Consider the following 20237-nt stretch of genomic DNA (forward strand, 5'->3'; position numbering starts at 1 on the left):
ATATAGCAATTATTTTATAAAAACACCTGCACAACTCATCAATAATCCAAATATGATTTCCAAATAAAGGCACCGATAACAAAATCCTTAGGAAACAGTTATGAAGTATTAGTTTTCCAGCATGGTTTCATCTGGATAAATTTCAAATTTTCAACAAGTTATGTATCTTAAAATTAAGCTTTAAAACCACTTACTATGAAAAATATTTTATTCGGAATACTCTTTTTACCCATAACTTTATTTGGGCAAGATGTAATCCCTACCAATTCAGGAGACATCAAAATCACTCCGATTTTACACGGAACTCTTGTTTTAGAATACCAAGGAAAAACAATCTACGTAGATCCCTATGGAGGAGCCTCTGCATTTGATGGACAAAACATTCCTGACATTGTATTGATCACTGATATTCATGGGGACCATCATAATCCAGAAACCCTGGATGGAATAGACCTAAGCAAGGCAACCATAGTGGCTCCAAAAGCAGTTGCTGACCAATTGGATGAGTCCAAATCAAAGTCAATTTTGGTGATGAATAATGACCAAGGTCAAAAAGTATCAGATATTTTCATTTCCACTATCCCTATGTACAATCTGCCAGAAACTGATGATAGTAGGCACCCCAAAGGAAGAGGGAATGGTTATGTTTTAAGTATGGGGGCAAAAACATTTACCTTTCTGGGGATACGGAAGACATTCCTGAAATGCGGGCATTGAAAGAAATCGATGTTGCATTCGTGTGTATGAACCTACCTTACACCATGGATGTGGATCAAGCTGCTGACGCTGTTTCAGAATTTAAACCCTCCATCGTATATCCTTATCACTATCGTGGCACAGATGGACTTGCAGACGTTGAAAAATTCAAGTCTCTGGTCAACGCCAATGCGCCTGAAGTGGAAGTAAGACTTAAAAACTGGTATCCAAGCAACTAAAAAATGTGGGCAGAATTAACTGCCTATTTTTTTGTCCCTACGTATTGTCAATAAGGGTACATTTACCCTGTAAACAAATTGCAGCAATACGTACTTTAACAATTCAAAAAATGAACATAGATAAGGTCTCTATCCCAGGTAAACTAGCTCAATTTTCAGATTATTGGAACCCACGCATAGTCGGCGAACTAAATCAGCAACATGTTAAACTGGTCAAATTTAAAGGGGAGTTCGTTTGGCATCATCATGAACATGAGGATGAGCTTTTCTTAGTCCTTGAAGGAGAGTTTGATATGGAATTCAGGGATAAAACGATCCATTTAAACAAAAACGACTTCTTGATTGTCCCGAAAGGAGTCGAGCATAGACCTGTCGCTTCACAAGAAGTTTCAGTTCTTTTATTTGAACCTGCTAGTACTTTGAATACAGGTAATACGGTTGGGGATTTAACTAAGTCAGAATTGGAAAAACTTTAAAACCCATGTGATTTAATTAAGGCAATTTAATTTTTATGAGATGGAAGAATTAAACTACCTATTGGAAAAGTAACAACAAGTAGACGATTGGAACGGAATTTTAAGTTACTTCTTACTAATTCTCTTTAAATCATTCAATTTTTCCCTAAAAAACAAAAACATTTCTTAAAACGTAGTTCATATTCAAAAAAAGTATTTAATTTATTATCAAATCAAATGAGTAAAAGTTGATTGAATCACCACCTTAAGTTCCCTTAAGAAATGAGGCTGCATTTTTTGCGGCCTTTTTTATTTCAAAGCCTCGTCTAAATCTTCTAGCAAATCATCTAAATGCTCTAAGCCTACAGAGAGTCTAATTAAATTTTGTGGAGTTTTTGTATCGGGTCCTTCGGAAGCTGCCCTTCGCTCTATTAAGCTTTCTACTCCTCCCAAGCTCGTGGCATTGGTGTAATACTTTAACTTTGAAATCAGCCTATCTGCTGCTGTAGCATCCCCTTTTACTTGAAATGAGAGTATTCCTCCAAATCCTGTCATCTGCCGAGAAGCAATCTCGTGACCTGGATGATTTTTCAAGCCTGGATAATACACTTTTTCGATGTTTGGGTGTTGTGATAAATAATTTGCTAATACCATTGCATGTTCAGCATGCCCTTTCATCCTATAAGGAAGTGTTTTAATACTTCTACATAAATAGTAGCAATCCATTGGGGAAGGAACCGCTCCACCAGTGGTCTGCACATTCTTTATTTTTCCCAGAATTCATTTTTTTCTTTAGTCACCAAGGCTCCTCCTAAAATATCAGAGTGACCTCCAAAATATTTAGTACTGGAATGCATGACTATATCAGCTCCTAGCAACAACGGGTTTTGAAAAACAGGAGTCGCAAAGGTATTGTCACAGGCAAGGAAAGCACCTTTTGATTTTGCCAATTTTGAAATTGCCTCTACATCAGAAATTTTCAACAATGGATTCGAGGGTGTTTCTACCCAGACCAATTTGGTGTTTTCCTGGAAAGCTTCCTGCACTTTCTCTAAATCAGTCATATCCACAAATGAGGCCTCCAACACTCCATCAAACAAAGTCAAAATTCCTTTTTCAAACCATGATACATATCATCTGGAGCAATAATATGAGAACCAGGCTTCAAGGCTTGAAATACAGCTATTCCAGCCGCATTCCCCGAACTGAAAACTGCTGCGTCTTCTCCTGTTTCCAAACTTGCCAATAATTTTTCCAAAGAAGCTCTATTGGGATTATTTGCCCGAGAATAGATCATGGAGTTTTCCTGATGAATAAAAGTAGTACTCAAGGTAATAGGCTGGATTACTGGTTTTTCAGAATCCGACACGAAATTTCCTCCATGAATTGCGATTGTTTCAAATCTCATATTCTTGATTATTTATGTCTTGTTAATCAGAAATGGAAATTAACAGAATTATCTCCAGAAAGGAAGAAGCTTTACACCTATGTTTATTCAGCCTTTAAAGATTATGATTTTCTAAAATCCAGAAATTTCTAATCCTCTGCTTTTGTTAAAGATTCTAATCAAATACCATTATTATTATGTGAATCCTTTAAATTTTGAATACACACTATTTAAGAGAGGAAACTTTTTTAAGGACTTTCCAACCTTTTCGCTTGAAATACTCTCTTTTAAGTAGACAGCAATATTATGGGTATTCAAAAACTTAATTCAGAGTTAATCAACAAAGTGATCCAACAAGACCGATCCGCTCAATTCCAGCTTTTTGAATTAACCAAAAGTATGTTGTATTCCATTTGTTACAGAGTGTTGGCCAATGAAGATGAAGCAAATGATGTTTTGCAGGATGCATATGTGGAAGTATTTCAAAACATACGAAAACTCGAACATCCACAAGCACTTATTTCTTGGATGAAGACCATTACCATTCGGAAAGCAATTAAGGAAAGTAAAAAACAGATTCATTTTGCTCCGATTGAAGACCATAGTCCAGCAACTACCGAAAATTTTGATGCTTGGTTTGATGCGGAAGTCTTGGACCAAGCCATTCAAAGCCTTCCTGACGGTGCCAGAACTGTTTTCGTTTTAGTGGCAATAGAAGGTTACTCTCACCAAGAGTCAGCCAAGTTATTGGGGATTTCAGAAAGCACCTCCAAATCCCAACTTCATTATGCAAAAACCTTATTAAAATCCAGAATCACTAAACTCCTACAGGCATGAAAGAATTTAATCCAAATCCTGATTTATGGAGTAGAATTCAAAATCGAAAGGAATTTGATAACCAGCTCCAAGGATTAATCACAGAACTTCCCGAAAGAAGTCCAAAAGCAGAACTTTGGAGTAATATTGAGAATATTCTGGATCAACAGGAAGCACCAATGCCAATATGGAAATACCTGTCTATTGCAGCCGCGGTCTTATTGATCGTATCATTTTCAGGGGTCTATTTTATGAACCAAAATTCTACTTCCCTAAAGCCACAAGACCAAGTAGCCATAAATACCGATGATTTGGATTTAGCTCCCTCATTGGAAAAAGAAATAGTTTTAGAAAAGAATAATAATCCCGAAGAGTTTCAAAAGGAGGCCCCTATTCCATTCGTAAATAATATTGAGAAAAAGAGGCAGGATGTATCAGTTCCAAAAAAAGTGGATAAACCAGCTATAACCGAAATAAAAAACAATGGCCTACAGGCTTCCAGCCTAATTATTCCAGAAAGGAGTCTGCCTCAAAAAGCTCCATCTTACCACCAAGTTACAATCGCTTGGGAGATTCAGGAAAAAATAAAAATCAGAACACAATTTGGAAAACGACCTGAAACAAGTATTGATCAGCAAATAGGAAAAGCTGCACCTTCAAAACGGACGATCCAAATAGATTTTAAAAGAAAATAATTCCATCAAACAGAAAAAATAAAACTCATGAAAAGATACCTATTCGCATCTTGTCTGGCATTCCTATGCTTTTTTCAAGCGAGAGCCCAAGCCGTAGAAAACCAACTCGGTAATACCAATCAAGAATGGTTGGATCGAGACTGGCCAATTACAGACACCTTGATATTTGACTTCCCCAACGCAAGTTCATTGATTATTTATTTTAATAACCAGGAGTTTTCAGCAACAGCATTGGAGGAAGAGTTTGAACCCTTACTAAAAAAAGCAACTGACTTTCCTGAATCCACCACATTAGCCTATAGATTGGGAAAGGAATTTCCGAAAACTACTCTCAGCCATGTAAAATATGAACTAGAGAAAAAATATGTACCCTATGTAGACAGCCTTGAAATGACCTTTCCGGTTGGCCTGGATTTTACAGGAGGAGATTTCACCCCAGTAGTTGGTTTTAGAGCTCATCTCAATTGGAGGAATTTTTCAATGGGCGGTTCCATCACCAACACTATTTATTTCCCCGAAAGAATTGAAAACAATATAAAGGTCAATAGCAGCTGGTTTGCCAATGCAGAATTTTCTTGGGAATTCGGGAATCTAGAAGGACCTAGAAGAAATACATTTGGTGTCGGATATTTGATTAATGAAAACAAAAGCCAGCTATTTTCTGGAACCACCATGCAGGCATTTTACAATCGAAAACTCAACAAAAATATTTCTATCCAGGTAGGGGTGATCAGCACAGAAAACTTCAAGACTTTTTATCCTACAGTCGGAATTAGGTTTTGGTAACAAAAAAGCCAGCAAATGCTGGCTTTTTTCTTAATATCAGAAAGATCTATCTGATTCTATCTACGGATCTTACCAAAGCTTCATCTTTTCTAATGAATCGATTGGCAAGCATATTACAAACCATGGCAGCAAGAACTACCCAAAAACCGATCTTGTAATCCCCGCTTTGAGATAAGGAAAGTTCAGAATTAATTCCATTGGTAGTTATGAAAATAGTAGCAACCAAGCCTACCATGACCAATGAATTGACCATATTCAACATCATTTGCCTACCTCTATTTCTAAATTGGAAAATCGAAATGATTGCCAAAAACCCTACAAATGAGGCCAATGCAGCGATATACCATTTAGATTCTGAAAGTAATGCCTCCCCAGAAGCATCATATTTTTCCAAAAAAAGCGCGGTCAAAGAAAAACTTTCTCCTGAATCTGGAATCACTTGATGCCAAATTTCCATACTTAAGGTTATCCCCATAGCGACTGCCACTAAAAACAGGAATATTGTTTGAACTCGTTGAATCATTAGTTTTGAAATTTTTTGCAAATTAACAGGCTTATGAGATCAATCACAAGGATTGAAGGTTTCTCTACCTCTTTTGAGTTGGAATAGTATCTTTGCACCCGATGAACCAAACCAAACGATATTTTCTTGAATTAAGCTACAAAGGAACTCCCTTTCATGGCTGGCAAAAGCAAAGCAATGCTTTTACCGTTCAGGAATGCATTGAATCAGCTCTTTCGACTTACTTCAGAAGTGAGGTTTCCATTATGGGTAGCGGTAGAACTGATACTGGAGTACATGCCTCCATGCAGGTATGTCATTTTGATTGGGAACAGGAAATTGATCAATTCAGATTCTTGAAAGCGATCAATGGTATTTTACCAAAGGAAATAGCAATTCATAAAATTAGGGAAGTAAAAAAAGATGCTCATGCCCGTTTTGATGCGGATGAAAGGTCTTATTTCTACAGAATAATTTTCAGAAAGGACCCGTTTCTGGAAGATTTAGCGTGGTTAAGTTATTTCCAACCTGACGTCCCTAAAATGAACCAAGCCATAGAAGCTTTGTTAGTTCAGGATGATTTCGAGTGTTTCAGCAAAGTAAATACGGAAGTAAATCATTTCCGATGCAACATATTTTCTGCCCATTGGGAACAAAACGACAATGAATTGGTATTTCATATAACCGCAAACCGTTTTTTACGTGGAATGGTGAGAGCAATTGTCGGTACTTTAATGGAAATTGGACTTGGTAAAAGAAGCCCGGAAGACATGGAGAAAATTATTTTGTCAAAAGACCGAACAAAAGCGGGGAAATCAGCTCCTGCAAAAGGGCTTTTTTAAGCCGGATTAAATACCCAGAACTAATTTATTTAGACTAAGAAATTTTGAGCCTAGAAAAAGAAAAGCAGTCATCCGGTGAAATTGTAGACACCCAAGTACTCAAGCAGCTTTACAGTCATGTCAAGCCGTACCGAGCACAATTTTATTTCCTGGTGTTTTTGACCATTGCAATGGCCGCTTTGGCACCGACCAGACCTTATTTCATACAAGTGGCAATTGACGATTATGTTGCCAAAGGTGATGCCCCTGGTTTATTGAAAATCATTTATGTCTTGGTGGGACTAATGATCCTTCAAGCGGTAGTCCAATGGGCCCATACCTTTTATTCAGGATGGATTGGTCAGGTGATAATCAAGGACATCCGAATTAACCTCTATAAACACCTATTAAAATTACGCCTTAAGTTTTTTGACAATACGCCTATTGGAAGATTGGTTACAAGAAACGTTTCGGACATAGAAACATTGGCAGATGTTTTTAGCGAAGGATTGGCAGCAATTATTGGAGACCTACTTCAACTCGTGACCATACTTGGAGTGATGTTTTACATTGATTGGAAATTAACTTTAGTCAGTTTATGCACTCTTCCATTGATGATTATCTCCACCTATATATTTAAGGAGAAAATCAAGGTCACTTTCAATGATGTTCGGAATGCTGTTTCCAACCTCAATTCCTTTCTTCAGGAACACATCACGGGGATGAATATCGTTCAGATTTTTAATAGAGAAGATCGGGAGTTTGAAAAATTCAAGGAAATCAATAAAGCGCATCGAACTGCTCATATCAAATCGGTTCTTTATTACTCTATTTATTTTCCGGTTGCAGAAATTATCCAAGCCATTGGAATCGGGCTGGTCGTATGGTATGGGGCAGTAGGCGTTTTAGGAATGGATCTTCAAGTAGGAATCCTGATTTCCTTTATCATGTATTTACAACTCTTTTTCCGACCGATTCGAATGATTGCTGATCGTTTTAATACCCTTCAAATGGGCGTTGTCAGTTCATCTAGGATTTTCAAACTATTGGAAAGTGATGAGCATATTGCCAATGAAGGAGAATTTCAACCCGAGTCGGTAAAAGGAAATATCAGTTTGGAGCATGTATGGTTTGCCTACAACAATGATGAGTATGTTTTAAAAGACATCAATTTTGAAGTTAAAAGCGGACAGACAGTTGCCTTAGTTGGTGCTACCGGAGCGGGTAAATCCTCAATAATCAACCTGATTTCTCGTTTTTATGAAATCAATGAAGGAGTTATCTCCATTGATGGGAAAGATATTCGTGATTTTGACTTAGGAATTTTACGTAAGCATATCGGAGTGGTATTGCAAGATGTGTTTCTGTTTTCTGACACCATCTATTATAATATCACTTTGGGAAATCCTTCCATTTCCAGAGAACAAGTCATGGATGCAGCAGAACAAGTAGGTGCAAGAAAATTCATCGAAAGACTTCCAGGAGGCTTGGATTACAATGTAATGGAAAGAGGAGCTACTTTATCTGTGGGTCAAAGACAATTAATCTCTTTTGTCCGAGCGATGGTATATAATCCAGAAATCATCATTCTTGATGAGGCTACTTCCTCTGTGGATACAGAAACAGAAGAATTGATTCAGGAGTCGATCGATAAGATGATGAAAGGAAGAACTTCCATTGTCATCGCCCACCGTCTTTCAACCATTCAAAAAGCAGATAAAATTATTGTCTTAAACAAAGGTGAAATCGTGGAAACCGGCACCCATACTGAATTACTTGAACTGGGAGGGCATTACACTCAGCTTCACCAGATGCAATTGAAAACAATGGCTATTTAAGCCGATCACTAAACCAATAAAAAAGATTACCCTGTGAAATTAAAAGTTTTAGCACTCATCCTATTTATCCCATTCATCAGTTTAGCTCAAGAAAGAGGAGTTGGAATTCGACTTGGAGAACCTTTATCCATCACCTACAAGGATTTTATCAGTGATTACATTTCTATTGAAGGAATGATAGGAAGCGCTGGAGTCAACGGTGCAAGTTATTATCAGAAGGATTTTGAAAGTAACCCGCCTGCATCCAATGCCTTTTACATAGGTCATTCCGTTTCAAAAGGCGTTTCTTTCAACGTCAGATCTGCCTATCATGAGGATTTTACAGATAGTTTTGGAATCACTCAAGGGTATTTATTGGCCTATGGTGGGGCGGGTATTCAATTGAGAACTACCAAGGTGAATTACAGCTATGAGGTAAATCAGGTTTCCAATGGAAATCTTAGAACTGAAAATCGAACGAATGTAGACTTTGGACCGGAGGCATTTATTGGTTCTGAATATTATTTCTCAGACCTCCCTATGAATGTCTTTGCGGAATTTGGTCTTTTTCTGGAGTTATTAGACAGAGTTGGACACATGAAAGCCCAAGGAGGAATCGGAGTCCGTTACCTATTCTAACCATGATCAAGAAAATTGGCATAGGAGCCATTGCATTAGTAGCTATTATTATTGCTGGCTATTGGGGCTTTGATCAATTGGGAGGAAACACTCCTATAGAAATCAGTATAATTGAGAACCACCCTCCTACCTTAGTAGGCATTCATTTTCGAGGAACTCCACAGGATCCTGTATTAGAGAGGGCATTTAAAAGTGTAGAAGCACAAAAAGGTTTGCATCCGGGAAGCTCCTTGCATACCATCTATTACAGTGAACCTGCAGGGAAACTAGATACTATGGAAGTGTTTATTGGGATTGATCAAAAATTGCCCATTGAAGACTTTGAAGTAATGGATTTCAAGGAGACTAGTTTCTTGCTGGCATCTATTAAAAGCAACAAATGGGTGATGCCCAACCCCACAACGGTACAAGAAAAATTGAAAGAATATGCCCTCCAACATGATATTCAGTTAACAGGGATCTTCATCGATAAAATTGTTTCGAAATCAGAGGTTCAGGTATTAGCTCCCATTCAGTGAATCAACTAATTAGGTTTTTTAACAAAGGCAGGTGAAAAATTTTACCAACCCGAGCACAGTTATTGCCGTGAAAAGAACTATGTCAAAATTAAACCAAGCTAACATGAGAAAAATTACCGCCCTATTTGGACTGATTGGTCTAATGATATTTCAAGCGTGCGAGGGTCCTCAAGGACCTCCGGGATTAGATGGCTTGGATGGACAAGATGGTGTGAACATTGTGTCTGAAGTTTTTGAGGTTGAAGTTGATTTCACTGAAAACAATAATTTTCAAGAGATTTTTACTTTTGACCCTCCTATTTTTGATAGCGATGTGGTTCTTTCATTTATCCAATGGGAGTCAGACAACGGTACTCCGATCTGGAGAGCATTACCTCAAACAGTTTTCTTTGAAGAAGGTGTATTGATGTACAATTATGACTTTACCAGCAGTGATTTTAGTCTATTTCTAGATGGCCCTCTTGATTACAGTTTATTGGGACCTGAATGGACTAGAGATCAGTTATTCAGAGTTGTGGTAGTTCCAGGAGAATTTGCTTCAGCTCGAGTGGACCTAACTGACTATGAAGCAGTCATCAAATATTTAGGATTGACAGACGAGGATTTCAAAAGAGTTGAATTGAAAAACAAGCAATAAAATATACTAAACCAACAGATTACCACAGACAGGATTTATGTTTTACAGAGATCCTGTTTTTTTATGTCAACATTTTTCGATGCCAAATTTAAATTGGCTGTTATCTTTGCGGCATGCAATTACAAAATGATCTTCTGCTACGTGCTGCCAAAGGGGAACCAGTTGAAAGAACCCCAGTTTGGTTGATGCGCCAAGCGGGTAGAATACTACCAGAATATAGAGCTGTCAGAGAAAGTGTCAGCGGGTTTATTGAATTAGCACAAACACCGGAATTGGCTGCTGAAGTCACCATTCAGCCTGTGGACCATTTAGGGGTAGATGCTGCCATTATTTTTTCAGACATCTTAGTGATCCCGGAAGCAATGGGACTTCCTTATGAAATGGTGGAAAAACGAGGACCTTGGTTTCCCAACACAGTCAATAGCACAGCAGACCTAAAGAAATTAAGGATTGCAGATGGTGCCAACGATTTGAGTTATGTGATCAATGCAATTGAAATCACCAAGAAAAACCTCTATGGCCGTGTTCCTTTGATTGGATTTGCAGGGGCTCCATGGACTATTTTTGCCTACATGGTAGAAGGTAGTGGTAGCAAGACATTTTCTAAAGCTAGACAAATGCTCTATACCCAACCTTCATTTTCACATGAACTTTTGCAAATGATCACAGATAGCACCATCAATTATCTGCAAGCTCAAGTAAAAGCAGGAGCAGATTTAATTCAGGTGTTTGACAGTTGGGCCGGAATCTTAGGACCTAAACAGTATGCAGAATTCTCCCATCGCTACATCTCTCAGATTTGCGATGCAATTACGGAGGTTCCAGTTACTGTATTTGCAAAAGGTGCATTCTTCGCAAGGAAAGAAATGGGTAATTTAAATTGTGAGACGATTGGTCTTGACTGGAATATGGGAATTGAGGAATCCAGAAAACTAATAGGAGCGAATAAAACCCTTCAAGGCAACCTAGACCCTGCTGCATTGTATGGCAACCCGGAACAAGTAAGAGCTGCTACTTTGGATATGATGGAACAGTTCCGTGGATCCAGACATATTGCTAATTTAGGTCATGGAGTTTATCCGGATATAGACCCAGAAATGGTCAAAGTCTTTATCCAGACAGTCAAAGATTTCAATTAAACAGACTAACTAGAGAAAGCCCAATTCAAAAAATGAGTTGGGCTTCTTTATGTTATTCCATTACAATAAGCGAGTCTCCCACTTTTACTTTACCCAAACTTAAGGCCACCATATTTTGACCGAATAATATTTTATTGTTTTTGGTACGAAAACTTGCTAAGGTAGCAAGAGGTTCCTTTCCTTTCTTTCCAGTTTCCTGATCCACGGTAGTCAGTACACATCTAGCGCAAGGCTTAATAATACCAAACTCCACCTCTCCTATCCGTATAGAATTCATTTCATCTTCGCAAAAAGCCCTTCCTCCAGAAAAAACAATATTAGGCCTAAATCTATCCATGGGCACTGGATCAGTTAATTTCGAATTAAGTTCCTGTAAAGAAGACTGACCGATCAACAAGTAGGGCATCCCATCAGCAAAGCTTACTATTTCTCCATTTTTGGCATATTTAGGATCTACCTTTCTTTGGGTAGTTTGTGGCATTTTAACTAAAAACACCTTCATACCCAATTTCTTTTGAAACCATTTATCATATTCACCCCCTACCTTTTCAGCCATCATCACATCATCCCATACTGTTACTTCCATTTGCTCTGAAGTAGATTTATCAAAGGGGATTCTAATCTGACTTGCTCTGTCGTTTTTATCAAAAACCAGCAAAGCCTCTTTGGCCATTACGACTTGAAGTAATGCTAATTGGGGATACTTTCTTTGGGTAATAAAAGATCCATTCGGGTCTACAAGCATCCACCTTCTATCATGAAGAAAACCTCTTTCCTCTACCCATGCTTCTTCTACACGAACCCCTCCCAAGGATTTAATTGGATAAATGTAAATATCCTGAATTGCGAGATTTAATTGCATCCTTAAAAATAAGGGAGTTCTCTAGGAAAGAACAGTTTATCCCAAATATTTTCCAATAGAAAAGCCAGAAATATTGGATTTAAAAAACTCCCCGCAAAAAGGTATAATATCAAACTGAGCATTCAATTGGATCAAAACCGTTCCAATCAAAAACACCAAAATCCACCTTAATCGCTCCTTATTTCCTCTAAAAAGTTCTTCATTCTACTAAATAGATGCACTTGTATAGAAAAAGGTTGCAAGGGGAATTCATAAAAATGAAGAATCTGTCATAATTGGAAGATTTATCTATTCATAGTGACACTTCTGTAAAAATTCAGAATTGGCACTGCCAACATTTCTGACAAACTGACACAAATCCCTTAGTTTTTTGCAATGGCACATCCCTTGAAGAAAGGAGCTTGTAATAATTTGAAAAAACTTAAATAGATATAATTATGGGAAAAATTATCGGCATTGACTTGGGTACCACCAACTCCTGCGTAGCCGTAATGGAGGGTAATGAGCCTGTAGTCATCCAAAACAGCGAAGGGAAAAGAACCACTCCATCAATTGTGGCTTTTCTTGACAATGGAAACGGAGAACGAAAAGTAGGTGATCCTGCAAAACGTCAAGCAATCACTAACCCTGCTAATACGATTTCATCTGTAAAAAGATTTATGGGTAAAAAATTCTCTGAAGTTTCTGAAGAGAAAAAGCATGCCTCTTATAAAGTAGAAAAAGGATCAAACGACACGATTGTAGTTAAAATCGGTGACAGATCTTATACTCCTCAAGAGCTTTCCGCAATGATTCTTCAAAAAATGAAGACCACAGCAGAAGACTTTTGGGACAAGAAGTTACAGAAGCAGTAATTACCGTACCTGCATATTTTAATGACTCTGAGCGTCAAGCTACGAAAGAAGCTGGACAGATTGCAGGCCTTGAAGTAAAAGAATTATCAACGAGCCTACTGCTGCTGCATTGGCTTATGGTATGGATAAAAGAATCAGGACATGAAAATCGCTGTGTATGACCTTGGTGGTGGTACATTTGATATTTCAGTCTTGGAACTTGGTGACGGTGTTTTCGAAGTGAAGTCTACCAACGGTGATGTTCACTTAGGTGGAGACGACTTCGACCAAGTAATTATCAACTGGTTAGCAGATGAATTTAAAAGCGAAGAGCAAATTGATCTAAGACAAGATCCAATGGCACTTCAGAGATTGAAAGAAGCAGCTGAGAAAGCTAAAATTGAACTTTCAAGTTCTTCATCTACAGAGATCAACTTGCCGTATATCACAGCGACTCAATCAGGTCCCAAGCACTTGGTAAGAACTCTAAGCAGAGCAAAATTTGAGCAACTTTCTGAAGATCTTGTAAGAAGATCTATGGAGCCTTGTAAAAAAGCATTGGATGATGCTGGATTAAGCCCATCGGACATTGATGAAGTTATCTTGGTAGGCGGATCTACAAGAATCCCTAAAATCCAAGAAGAAGTTGAGAAGTTCTTTGGCAAGAAACCTTCTAAAGGTGTAAACCCTGATGAGGTGGTAGCAATTGGAGCTGCAATCCAAGGTGGTGTATTGACCGGTGAAGTAAAAGATGTGTTGCTACTTGATGTAACGCCTCTTTCTTTAGGAATCGAAACAATGGGTGGAGTATTCACCAAACTGATCGAATCTAACACCACGATCCCAACCAAGAAATCAGAGGTGTTCTCTACAGCTGCTGACAACCAGCCAGCGGTAGATATCCACGTCCTTCAAGGTGAAAGACCTATGGCGAAAGACAACAGAACAATTGGTAGATTCCAACTTACTGATATCCCGCCAGCTCAAAGAGGTGTTCCACAAATCGAAGTAACCTTTGATATTGATGCCAACGGTATTCTAAATGTTTCTGCAAAAGATAAAGGAACTGGTAAAGAGCAAAAGATCAAGATTGAAGCTTCATCTGGACTTTCTCAAGAGGAAATTGACAGAATGAAAAATGAAGCTGAAGCAAATGCTGCTGCAGATAAAGCTGAAAAAGAGAAGATTGAAAAATTGAATCAAGCTGACAGCTTAATCTTCCAGACTGAGAAGCAATTGAAAGAATATGGAGATAAGCTTTCCGAAGGAAACAAATCTGCCATTAATTCAGCACTAGAAACTTTGAAGGCTGCTCATCAGTCTCAAAATGTAGAAGGTCTAGATCCAGCTATAGAAGGCTTGAATAAGGCATGGGAAGCTGCTTCACAAGAAATGTATAATTCTGCGGGTGCAGAAGGAGCTCAACCAGGTCCTGATGCCTCAGCGGGTACAGATGAAGGAACTTCTGGAGATGGAGTTTCTGATGTAGATTACGAAGAAGTTAGCGAAGACAAGAAGTAATTTTCGTCTAAACCAACTAGATGCGGCATCTGTTATAGCTAACAGGTGCCGTTATTTGTTTATACTAGATTTTAAGAAATGGAACTGACAGCTGACAATAAATTGAAAAACCTGATCGTCGTAGGGGACAGAGTTTTGATTAAGCTAAAGAAGCCAAATGAAAAAACCGGTTCAGGCTTATACCTTCCGCCTGGTGTTCAGGAAAAAGAGAAAGTCCAACAAGGGTATATCATCAAAACAGGACCCGGCTATCCAATCCCAATGCCCACCGAAGATCCAGAACCTTGGATGGATAAAGAAGAACCCATTAAATATGTCCCGCTTCAAGCTAAAGAAGGGGATTTGGCAATTTTCCTTTTAAATGGATCTTTTGAGGTGATTTATGGAGGTGAAAAATATCATGTAGTCCCTCAAAGTTCTATTCTAATGCTGGAAAGAGAACAAGAGCTATAAAAAAAGCCCTGAAGATCAGGGCTTTCATTTTTTATTAATGCCACCAAAACTTTTTAGGTCGCATGGACTTCGGTAAAATGTAACTTGCTTTAGAACCGGCAACAGATAATTCTGGATCTTCCCATACTTTTCTGTTCTTCGCTTTTAAGCCTTTAGGGTTGTCTACGTTCTTTCTGGTATAAATCTTAGATGTAACTCCTGCCCTATCCCAAACTTTAGCATTTTTGGCTGCAGGACCTTTTAAAGATTCTGGTTGATCGTAGTACACTACTTGTATTGAATTTCTGGTCCTATCTGATACTTTCGCATTTTTTGCTTTAGGGCCTGTAACACTCTGTGAATAAGATGCAACAGCAATAAACATGGCCGCTATAATTAAAAACGGTCTTTTCATCGATTTACATTGGTTGATTTCAAATAATATACTCAAAACCAATCTTTTTGTTTCAACAAAACGATATATTTTACACGAATTTGACCATAATCAAAAATTATATTTTAATAATAACAACCCTAACCAGTTAATTCTTTTATTATATTTCGTTTTAAAAACAACTGATTTTTTGTCTTTCAATCTAAATCATACAAATAGAAGGTATTATTCTACCCTCAATGGCACAGATTTTACCCATAAAACAAAAAAACCGGAGTGAAAATCACCCCGGCTTTATTGACAATAGACCCTGTTTATTTTTTAGAAAGCAAATACTGCTGCCAATAGAAATGATGACAAACTTTTACTTCCTGCTAGATCTTTATTAAGGAAATAATCTTCCTCACTCATAGTATCTAATCTAATTTCTGGAATCAAGGTTAAGTTATTTCCAATCTTCGCATTTCCTGAAAGAGTTAAAGCAAATACATTTCCATCTCCATCTGGATCTGTTCCTACTACACCTTCTAACCCATTATTGAATACACTAAAATACTCTCCTCTAAGACCAATTGCAAAATTCTCGGAAGCAGAAGCCTGTAAATAACCCGCAAATCCATAAAACCCTGCATTATTATCTTCTAGTGAGAATATATCTGCCCCATCAAACTCTTCTCCTCCACTTGTAGAGTTATAGGTAGTATTTACTCCAAGATACCAAACGTCTGATAAATCAAAACCTGTTGTCAAATCCACCTGAAAGGTATTTCCATAGGAAACTTGACCCGGGATAAGATCTCCATTGTTAATCAATTTTCCATCGTTGTCCCCGTAAACAAAATTCAAAAACGTGCTGCCCGAACCAGTACTATAACCTAGTTGAGCTCCAAATGTATAAGTTCCGAAGGGATTGAATTCCGTAATATCTGTCGGATTCATCACTGAAGCCATTAAAGACCATTTTTCAGATAGAGCGAAATCTGCTTTCAAACCAGTATGAGAAAATGGACCGTAAGAGAACATGTAAGAAGTAGAGTAATTGAAATTCCCTGTTGGGGAAATGACCTCATATCCTAAGAAGGTATTGAAGTTACCAAAGGTCAAGGTGACTGCATCAGTCACATTCCAATAAACATACAATTGGTTAATAATTTGAGAACTACCTGCCATTCCTCCTGCATATAGTGGAGAACCAAAAACAGCATCTTCACCTCTTGGACCAAATACCAAGTCGGCAACAGCACCAACTTTTTCTCCTTCGTAGGTAGCAATGATATTAGCCATCCCTAGAGAAAAGCCAGGAAGGTTACCAAAAGAAGAGGCAGGAGCCTGAAAATTCTCACCTTTATTAGGTGCACCAAAGTTTGTTCTGAAATAAGCGTCCACAGAACCTGAAAAAGAGAATTTAGAAGGCTCTTTTTCTTCTTCCACAATAATTACATCCTGTCCAAAGCTTAATGTAGAGACAAAGAACATCCCCACGAATATTAGTAGATTAATATTTTTCATTTTAATTTTAAATGTTGGTTAATAAATAGATAGTTGACCATACAGGCCTTCGGAACCGGAAAGAGAGTCGCATTTTTTCCGATCGAAGGCTTTTTTTATTCGTCGTAAACGATAGTATATCCACGAATACCATGTTCATGAGAATCAAGACCACTTTTCTCATGCTCTTCAGAAACCCTGATCCCAACGGTCACTTTTAGTACATAGAAGATGATGAAAGCAGAAATAAATGCTGTTGCACCGCAAATCAACACACCGATCAATTGTGTAATAAATGAATGCTCTGGATTTGTAGAAAAAATACCTACTGCTAAAGTACCCCAAACACCACATGTCAAGTGAACGGATACAGCTCCAACTACATCATCTAATTTTAAACGGTCTAATAAAACGGCAGAAAGCACTACCAAAATTCCAGCAATAAAACCTACAATAACCGCTGAACCAGGATTGATCACATCAGCACCTGCCGTAATACCAACTAGGCCAGCAAGCACTCCGTTCAAAACCATCCCAAGGTCCAATCTTTTGAACACATAGTATCCTGCAAGGAAACCTCCCATGCCACCAGCACAAGCTGCAAGACATGTTGTCACCAAAACAAAAGAAACTAAAGCCGGATCAGCTGAAAGCACAGAGCCTCCATTAAAACCAAACCATCCTAACCAAAGAAGGAAAACACCAATAACAGCTAATGGAACAGAAGCACCTGGTTTATCTACTGTTTTTCCATTTACATATTTACCGATTCTTGGGCCAACAAGGATTACTCCTGCCAATGCACCCCATCCTCCAACAGAGTGAACCAAAGTACTACCAGCAAAATCATAGAAGCCCATTGCATCAAGAGCACCACCGCCCCATTTCCAACTTCCGATAATAGGATAAACAATTCCTACAAAGAATAAGGTAAAGACCAAATACGCCCAAAGCTTCACACGCTCAGCAATGGCACCAGATACTATCGTAGCAGCTGTTGCAGCAAACATTGCTTGGAACAAGAAATCTGTCCAGTAGGTATACCCTGCATCAGCATAATCTGCAGTCACATCGGCATCTCCGGGAGAAAACCAAAACATGCTCCAGCCTGAAGCATCAAATCCAAACCATCCCGGAGTCTCAAATCCTGGGTACATTAAATAGAACCCTGCTACTGCATAGGTCAAAATTCCAAGAATCGGAGTAATCGTATTCTTGAAAAGAATGTTTACTGTGTTTTTGGCTTGACCAAAACCAGCTTCAACGCCTGCGAAGCCCAAGTGCATAATGAACACGAGTGCTGTAGAAAGCATCATCCAAACATTGTTTGTGGTGAGGATGTTTTGCGTTAATGTCGCAGAAACATCCATGGTCGCGGCCGCATCTTGGGCCAACAGGGGTGCGAAATACATCATAGGTTTTATAGAAATTTTGAATTGATTTTCAGAATTTAATATAGGTTTGAAGAGAATTCTCAAATCGAATGTAAACAGATTAATACCAATAAAACAAATAGACTTTTTCAAAAAATGACATATTTAGTAAGATATTCAGGTGATTTTTGAGCCTTTTTTTAATGATTTTGCAAAAAATACCTTGTTTTCAATGTTTTTTACACCCTACACGGTAAAAGAATAATATTTGGAAAATATGCGCTTTATTCTTCGAAAACGATTTCTAAAATAGGCTTTTGGAATATTATTAATTTTTTAGCCTCAAAAACAATATTTTATTTCAAAAAAATAGAAAAAACAAGATTTTCATATATTTCTCTTGTTTTACAAAAAATATAAAAATTCACTTTTTACATTTTTTTTTAACCGATCAACCACAAAAACTACCGTTTCTTTTAAAAATGGGGTAAAATCTAACCACCCTTTCACAAAAAAACCGGAAAAAATCCGGTTTTTAATAAAATTTGAAACTAGAAGTAATTCTATCTCCCCAAATGGGCATATTCCTTTGCAAAATAGGTTAGAATGATCTTAGCACCTGACCTTTTAATACTGGTCAAAATCTCCAACATAGCTCTTTCCCCGTCCAGCCATCCTCTTTCTGCTGCCGCTTTCACCATGCTATATTCACCAGACACATTATAAGCAGCTATAGGTAGAGGATAATTATCACTTAATAGCTTGATGATATCCAAATAGGACAATGCTGGTTTCACCATTAAAAAATCCGCTCCCTCTTCCAAATCCAAATCTGCCTCGATCAAAGCCTCTTTAGAGTTGGCATAATCCATTTGGTATGTCTTTTTATCCCCGAATTTAGGAGCGGAATCTAGCGCATCCCGAAAAGGGCCGTAAAATGCACTGGCATATTTAGCGGTATAAGACATAATAGAGGTATCCGTGAAACCATGTTCATCTAAAAGATCCCTTATATACCCTACCCTGCCATCCATCATATCAGAGGGGCCTAGAATATCCACTCCAGCGTCAGCTTGTGCCAGAGACATTTTCCCTAATACTTCCAAAGTTTCGTCATTCAGCACTTTTCCATCTTTCACAATACCGTCATGACCATCACTACTATAAGGGTCCATAGCTACATCTGACATCAAGCAAACTTCAGGGAATTGCTTTTTAATTTCCCTCAAGGCTTTTAAATAAAATGTTTCGGGATTGAAACTTTCACTGGCTTTAGTATCCTTCAATTCTTCTGGGTAAGCAGGAAACACATCAAAGGAGGATATTCCAAGTTTTAAACAGGATTCAATCTCCGAAAGCATGGTATCAATTGAGTACCTGAAAATCCCTGGCATGGAATCTACTGCTACTTTTTCCTTGTCCCAGAAACTAGAAACAAAGGAAGAATCAAATCCTTCACTGAAACAGAGGTTTCTTCCACTAAACTTCAGACCACCTCAGATTTTCTATTTCTTCTTGGTCTTCTTTGCATGTTATTCAAATAATTCATTTAAATGAGCTAAATCCAGCCCTAAATAATCCTCTATATAATAGTGACATGTCGGAAGCTCATCTTTAGAATGGCTAGACAACACTCCTACTACCTTCATTCCTGCATTTAATCCAGCACTTGCTCCCGAAAAGGAATCCTCAAAAACCAAACAATCTGATGGGGCAACACCTAAATTATGTGCAGACTTTAAATATACTTCTGGGTCAGGCTTATGTTTCGAAACATCCTCTGAAGCCAACTGAGAATTCATTAAGCTTGAAATATCCAGGGTATTGATAATTAGTTCCAGATTCGCCCTTGGGGCTGAAGTAGCTACCGCAGTAGGCAAGCTTGATTTTTTAAACTTTGGAAGAAAGGCATAAAGCCAGGAATTGGATCTACCTCTGTTTTATAGATCTCCCGAAACAAACTCTCTTTTTCATCTTCTAATGTAGCCAATTCCTCCCCTTCGATCTTTCTCCCCAGGAAATGACTCAATATGTAGCCATTATTCTTCCCGTACATATGTTCTTGATATTCTTCCTCGGAGGGATTCAAATTTCTTTTGGCGAAGAATTGCTGAAACGCGACAGAATGATATGGGTTGGTGTGACAAATGACCCCATCCATATCGAAAATCACTGCTTTAAGCATAG

General features: G+C 38.1%; 16 protein-coding genes and 5 pseudogenes. 13 read left to right on the forward strand and 8 right to left on the reverse strand.

The annotated features are described in order from the left end of the window. The first annotated feature begins 195 nt into the window (after positions 1 to 195). Positions 196 to 935, forward strand: a pseudogene (locus V8V91_RS11155) (MBL fold metallo-hydrolase). A gap of 110 nt (positions 936 to 1045) precedes the next feature. Then, positions 1046 to 1411, forward strand: coding sequence for a cupin domain-containing protein (locus tag V8V91_RS11160; RefSeq protein WP_373400124.1), 366 nt, complete (start codon positions 1046 to 1048; stop codon positions 1409 to 1411). 288 nt (positions 1412 to 1699) lie between these two features. On the opposite strand, the pseudogene V8V91_RS11165 reads toward V8V91_RS11160, so the two are convergent. Beyond that, positions 1700 to 2798, reverse strand: a pseudogene (locus tag V8V91_RS11165) (PLP-dependent aspartate aminotransferase family protein). A 285-nt stretch (positions 2799 to 3083) separates the two neighbouring features. Between V8V91_RS11165 and V8V91_RS11170 the strand changes: the two are divergent. The 3 genes from V8V91_RS11170 to V8V91_RS11180 are packed head-to-tail and all read left to right on the forward strand — an operon-like array spanning position 3084 to position 5074. Continuing rightward, on the forward strand, positions 3084 to 3614 hold the full coding sequence (locus V8V91_RS11170) for an RNA polymerase sigma factor (protein WP_373400125.1): 531 nt from the start codon (positions 3084 to 3086) through the stop codon (positions 3612 to 3614). Then, on the forward strand, positions 3611 to 4288 hold the full coding sequence (locus tag V8V91_RS11175) for a hypothetical protein (RefSeq protein ID WP_373400126.1): 678 nt from the start codon (positions 3611 to 3613) through the stop codon (positions 4286 to 4288). The genes V8V91_RS11170 and V8V91_RS11175 overlap by 4 nt, the downstream gene beginning before the upstream one ends. 27 nt (positions 4289 to 4315) lie before the next feature. Next, positions 4316 to 5074 carry a hypothetical protein gene (locus V8V91_RS11180; protein WP_373400127.1) on the forward strand — a complete coding sequence of 253 codons (759 nt, stop codon included), beginning with the start codon at positions 4316 to 4318 and terminating at the stop codon, positions 5072 to 5074. 46 nt (positions 5075 to 5120) lie between these two features. Here the strand turns inward: V8V91_RS11180 and V8V91_RS11185 are convergent, their stop codons facing one another. Next, entirely contained in the window at positions 5121 to 5597 is a 477-nt protein-coding gene (locus V8V91_RS11185) for a DUF4293 domain-containing protein (RefSeq protein WP_373400128.1), read from the reverse strand. A gap of 101 nt (positions 5598 to 5698) precedes the next feature. Between V8V91_RS11185 and truA the strand changes: the two genes are divergently transcribed. The 6 genes from truA (at position 5699) to hemE (ending at position 11147) form a co-directional block, all read left to right on the forward strand. Next, on the forward strand, positions 5699 to 6418 hold the full coding sequence (gene truA / locus V8V91_RS11190) for a tRNA pseudouridine(38-40) synthase TruA (protein ID WP_373400129.1): 720 nt from the start codon (positions 5699 to 5701) through the stop codon (positions 6416 to 6418). 44 nt (positions 6419 to 6462) lie between these two features. Next, positions 6463 to 8235: an ABC transporter ATP-binding protein gene (locus V8V91_RS11195; protein ID WP_373400131.1), complete on the forward strand. Its 1773-nt coding sequence runs from the start codon at positions 6463 to 6465 to the stop codon at positions 8233 to 8235. Between the two features lie 33 nt (positions 8236 to 8268). Beyond that, positions 8269 to 8853, forward strand: coding sequence for a hypothetical protein (locus V8V91_RS11200; protein WP_074226200.1), 585 nt, complete (start codon positions 8269 to 8271; stop codon positions 8851 to 8853). Positions 8854 to 8855: 2 nt separating this feature from the next. Further along, the gene (locus tag V8V91_RS11205; protein ID WP_373400133.1) at positions 8856 to 9371 is read left to right on the forward strand and encodes a hypothetical protein; all 516 of its coding nucleotides are present in this window, start codon (positions 8856 to 8858) and stop codon (positions 9369 to 9371) included. Between the two features lie 103 nt (positions 9372 to 9474). Beyond that, entirely contained in the window at positions 9475 to 10008 is a 534-nt protein-coding gene (locus tag V8V91_RS11210) for a hypothetical protein (protein WP_373400135.1), read from the forward strand. Positions 10009 to 10121: 113 nt separating this feature from the next. Then, positions 10122 to 11147 carry a uroporphyrinogen decarboxylase gene (hemE, locus tag V8V91_RS11215; RefSeq protein WP_373400136.1) on the forward strand — a complete coding sequence of 342 codons (1026 nt, stop codon included), beginning with the start codon at positions 10122 to 10124 and terminating at the stop codon, positions 11145 to 11147. Positions 11148 to 11199: 52 nt separating this feature from the next. Here hemE and V8V91_RS11220 read toward each other — a convergent pair whose 3' ends face one another. Then, entirely contained in the window at positions 11200 to 12009 is an 810-nt protein-coding gene (locus V8V91_RS11220) for an MOSC domain-containing protein (protein WP_373400138.1), read from the reverse strand. Between the two features lie 437 nt (positions 12010 to 12446). On the opposite strand from V8V91_RS11220, the pseudogene dnaK reads away from it, so the two are divergent. Both dnaK and V8V91_RS11230 read left to right on the forward strand, forming a co-directional pair. Then, positions 12447 to 14363 (forward strand): annotated as a pseudogene (gene dnaK, locus V8V91_RS11225) (molecular chaperone DnaK). Positions 14364 to 14441: 78 nt separating this feature from the next. Continuing rightward, positions 14442 to 14816 carry a co-chaperone GroES family protein gene (locus tag V8V91_RS11230; protein WP_074226194.1) on the forward strand — a complete coding sequence of 125 codons (375 nt, stop codon included), beginning with the start codon at positions 14442 to 14444 and terminating at the stop codon, positions 14814 to 14816. A gap of 34 nt (positions 14817 to 14850) precedes the next feature. Here the strand turns inward: V8V91_RS11230 and V8V91_RS11235 are convergent, their stop codons facing one another. From V8V91_RS11235 to V8V91_RS11255, 5 genes and pseudogenes are all read right to left on the reverse strand, one after another. Beyond that, a complete protein-coding gene (locus V8V91_RS11235) occupies positions 14851 to 15210 on the reverse strand; it encodes a hypothetical protein (protein ID WP_373400139.1) in 360 nt (119 codons plus the stop codon). Positions 15211 to 15510: 300 nt separating this feature from the next. Continuing rightward, positions 15511 to 16698 (reverse strand): porin, encoded by a 1188-nt coding sequence (locus V8V91_RS11240; RefSeq protein WP_373400140.1) that lies wholly within the window; start codon positions 16696 to 16698, stop codon positions 15511 to 15513. Positions 16699 to 16793: 95 nt separating this feature from the next. Continuing rightward, the gene (locus V8V91_RS11245; RefSeq protein ID WP_373400665.1) at positions 16794 to 18089 is read right to left on the reverse strand and encodes an ammonium transporter; all 1296 of its coding nucleotides are present in this window, start codon (positions 18087 to 18089) and stop codon (positions 16794 to 16796) included. A gap of 524 nt (positions 18090 to 18613) precedes the next feature. After that, positions 18614 to 19530, reverse strand: a pseudogene (gene hemB, locus V8V91_RS11250) (porphobilinogen synthase). A gap of 52 nt (positions 19531 to 19582) precedes the next feature. Beyond that, positions 19583 to 20235, reverse strand: a pseudogene (locus V8V91_RS11255) (HAD family hydrolase). Positions 20236 to 20237 lie beyond the last annotated feature (2 nt).

Origin of the sequence: Algoriphagus halophilus, from assembly GCF_041729275.1 — a bacterium.
Taxonomy (GTDB): Bacteria; Bacteroidota; Bacteroidia; order Cytophagales; family Cyclobacteriaceae; genus Algoriphagus; species Algoriphagus halophilus_A.

Excerpts from the sequence above, each read along its gene's own strand:
- V8V91_RS11160 (WP_373400124.1), top strand. The coding sequence starts at position 1,046 with ATGAACATAGATAAGGTCTCTATCCCAGGTAAACTAGCTCAATTTTCA.
- V8V91_RS11170 (WP_373400125.1), top strand. The coding sequence starts at position 3,084 with ATGGGTATTCAAAAACTTAATTCAGAGTTAATCAACAAAGTGATCCAA.
- V8V91_RS11175 (WP_373400126.1), top strand. The coding sequence starts at position 3,611 with ATGAAAGAATTTAATCCAAATCCTGATTTATGGAGTAGAATTCAAAAT.
- V8V91_RS11180 (WP_373400127.1), top strand. The coding sequence starts at position 4,316 with ATGAAAAGATACCTATTCGCATCTTGTCTGGCATTCCTATGCTTTTTT.
- V8V91_RS11185 (WP_373400128.1), bottom strand. The coding sequence starts at position 5,597 with ATGATTCAACGAGTTCAAACAATATTCCTGTTTTTAGTGGCAGTCGCT.
- truA (WP_373400129.1), top strand. The coding sequence starts at position 5,699 with ATGAACCAAACCAAACGATATTTTCTTGAATTAAGCTACAAAGGAACT.
- V8V91_RS11205 (WP_373400133.1), top strand. The coding sequence starts at position 8,856 with ATGATCAAGAAAATTGGCATAGGAGCCATTGCATTAGTAGCTATTATT.
- V8V91_RS11210 (WP_373400135.1), top strand. The coding sequence starts at position 9,475 with ATGAGAAAAATTACCGCCCTATTTGGACTGATTGGTCTAATGATATTT.
- hemE (WP_373400136.1), top strand. The coding sequence starts at position 10,122 with ATGCAATTACAAAATGATCTTCTGCTACGTGCTGCCAAAGGGGAACCA.
- V8V91_RS11220 (WP_373400138.1), bottom strand. The coding sequence starts at position 12,009 with ATGCAATTAAATCTCGCAATTCAGGATATTTACATTTATCCAATTAAA.
- V8V91_RS11230 (WP_074226194.1), top strand. The coding sequence starts at position 14,442 with ATGGAACTGACAGCTGACAATAAATTGAAAAACCTGATCGTCGTAGGG.
- V8V91_RS11235 (WP_373400139.1), bottom strand. The coding sequence starts at position 15,210 with ATGAAAAGACCGTTTTTAATTATAGCGGCCATGTTTATTGCTGTTGCA.
- V8V91_RS11240 (WP_373400140.1), bottom strand. The coding sequence starts at position 16,698 with ATGAAAAATATTAATCTACTAATATTCGTGGGGATGTTCTTTGTCTCT.
- V8V91_RS11245 (WP_373400665.1), bottom strand. The coding sequence starts at position 18,089 with ATGTATTTCGCACCCCTGTTGGCCCAAGATGCGGCCGCGACCATGGAT.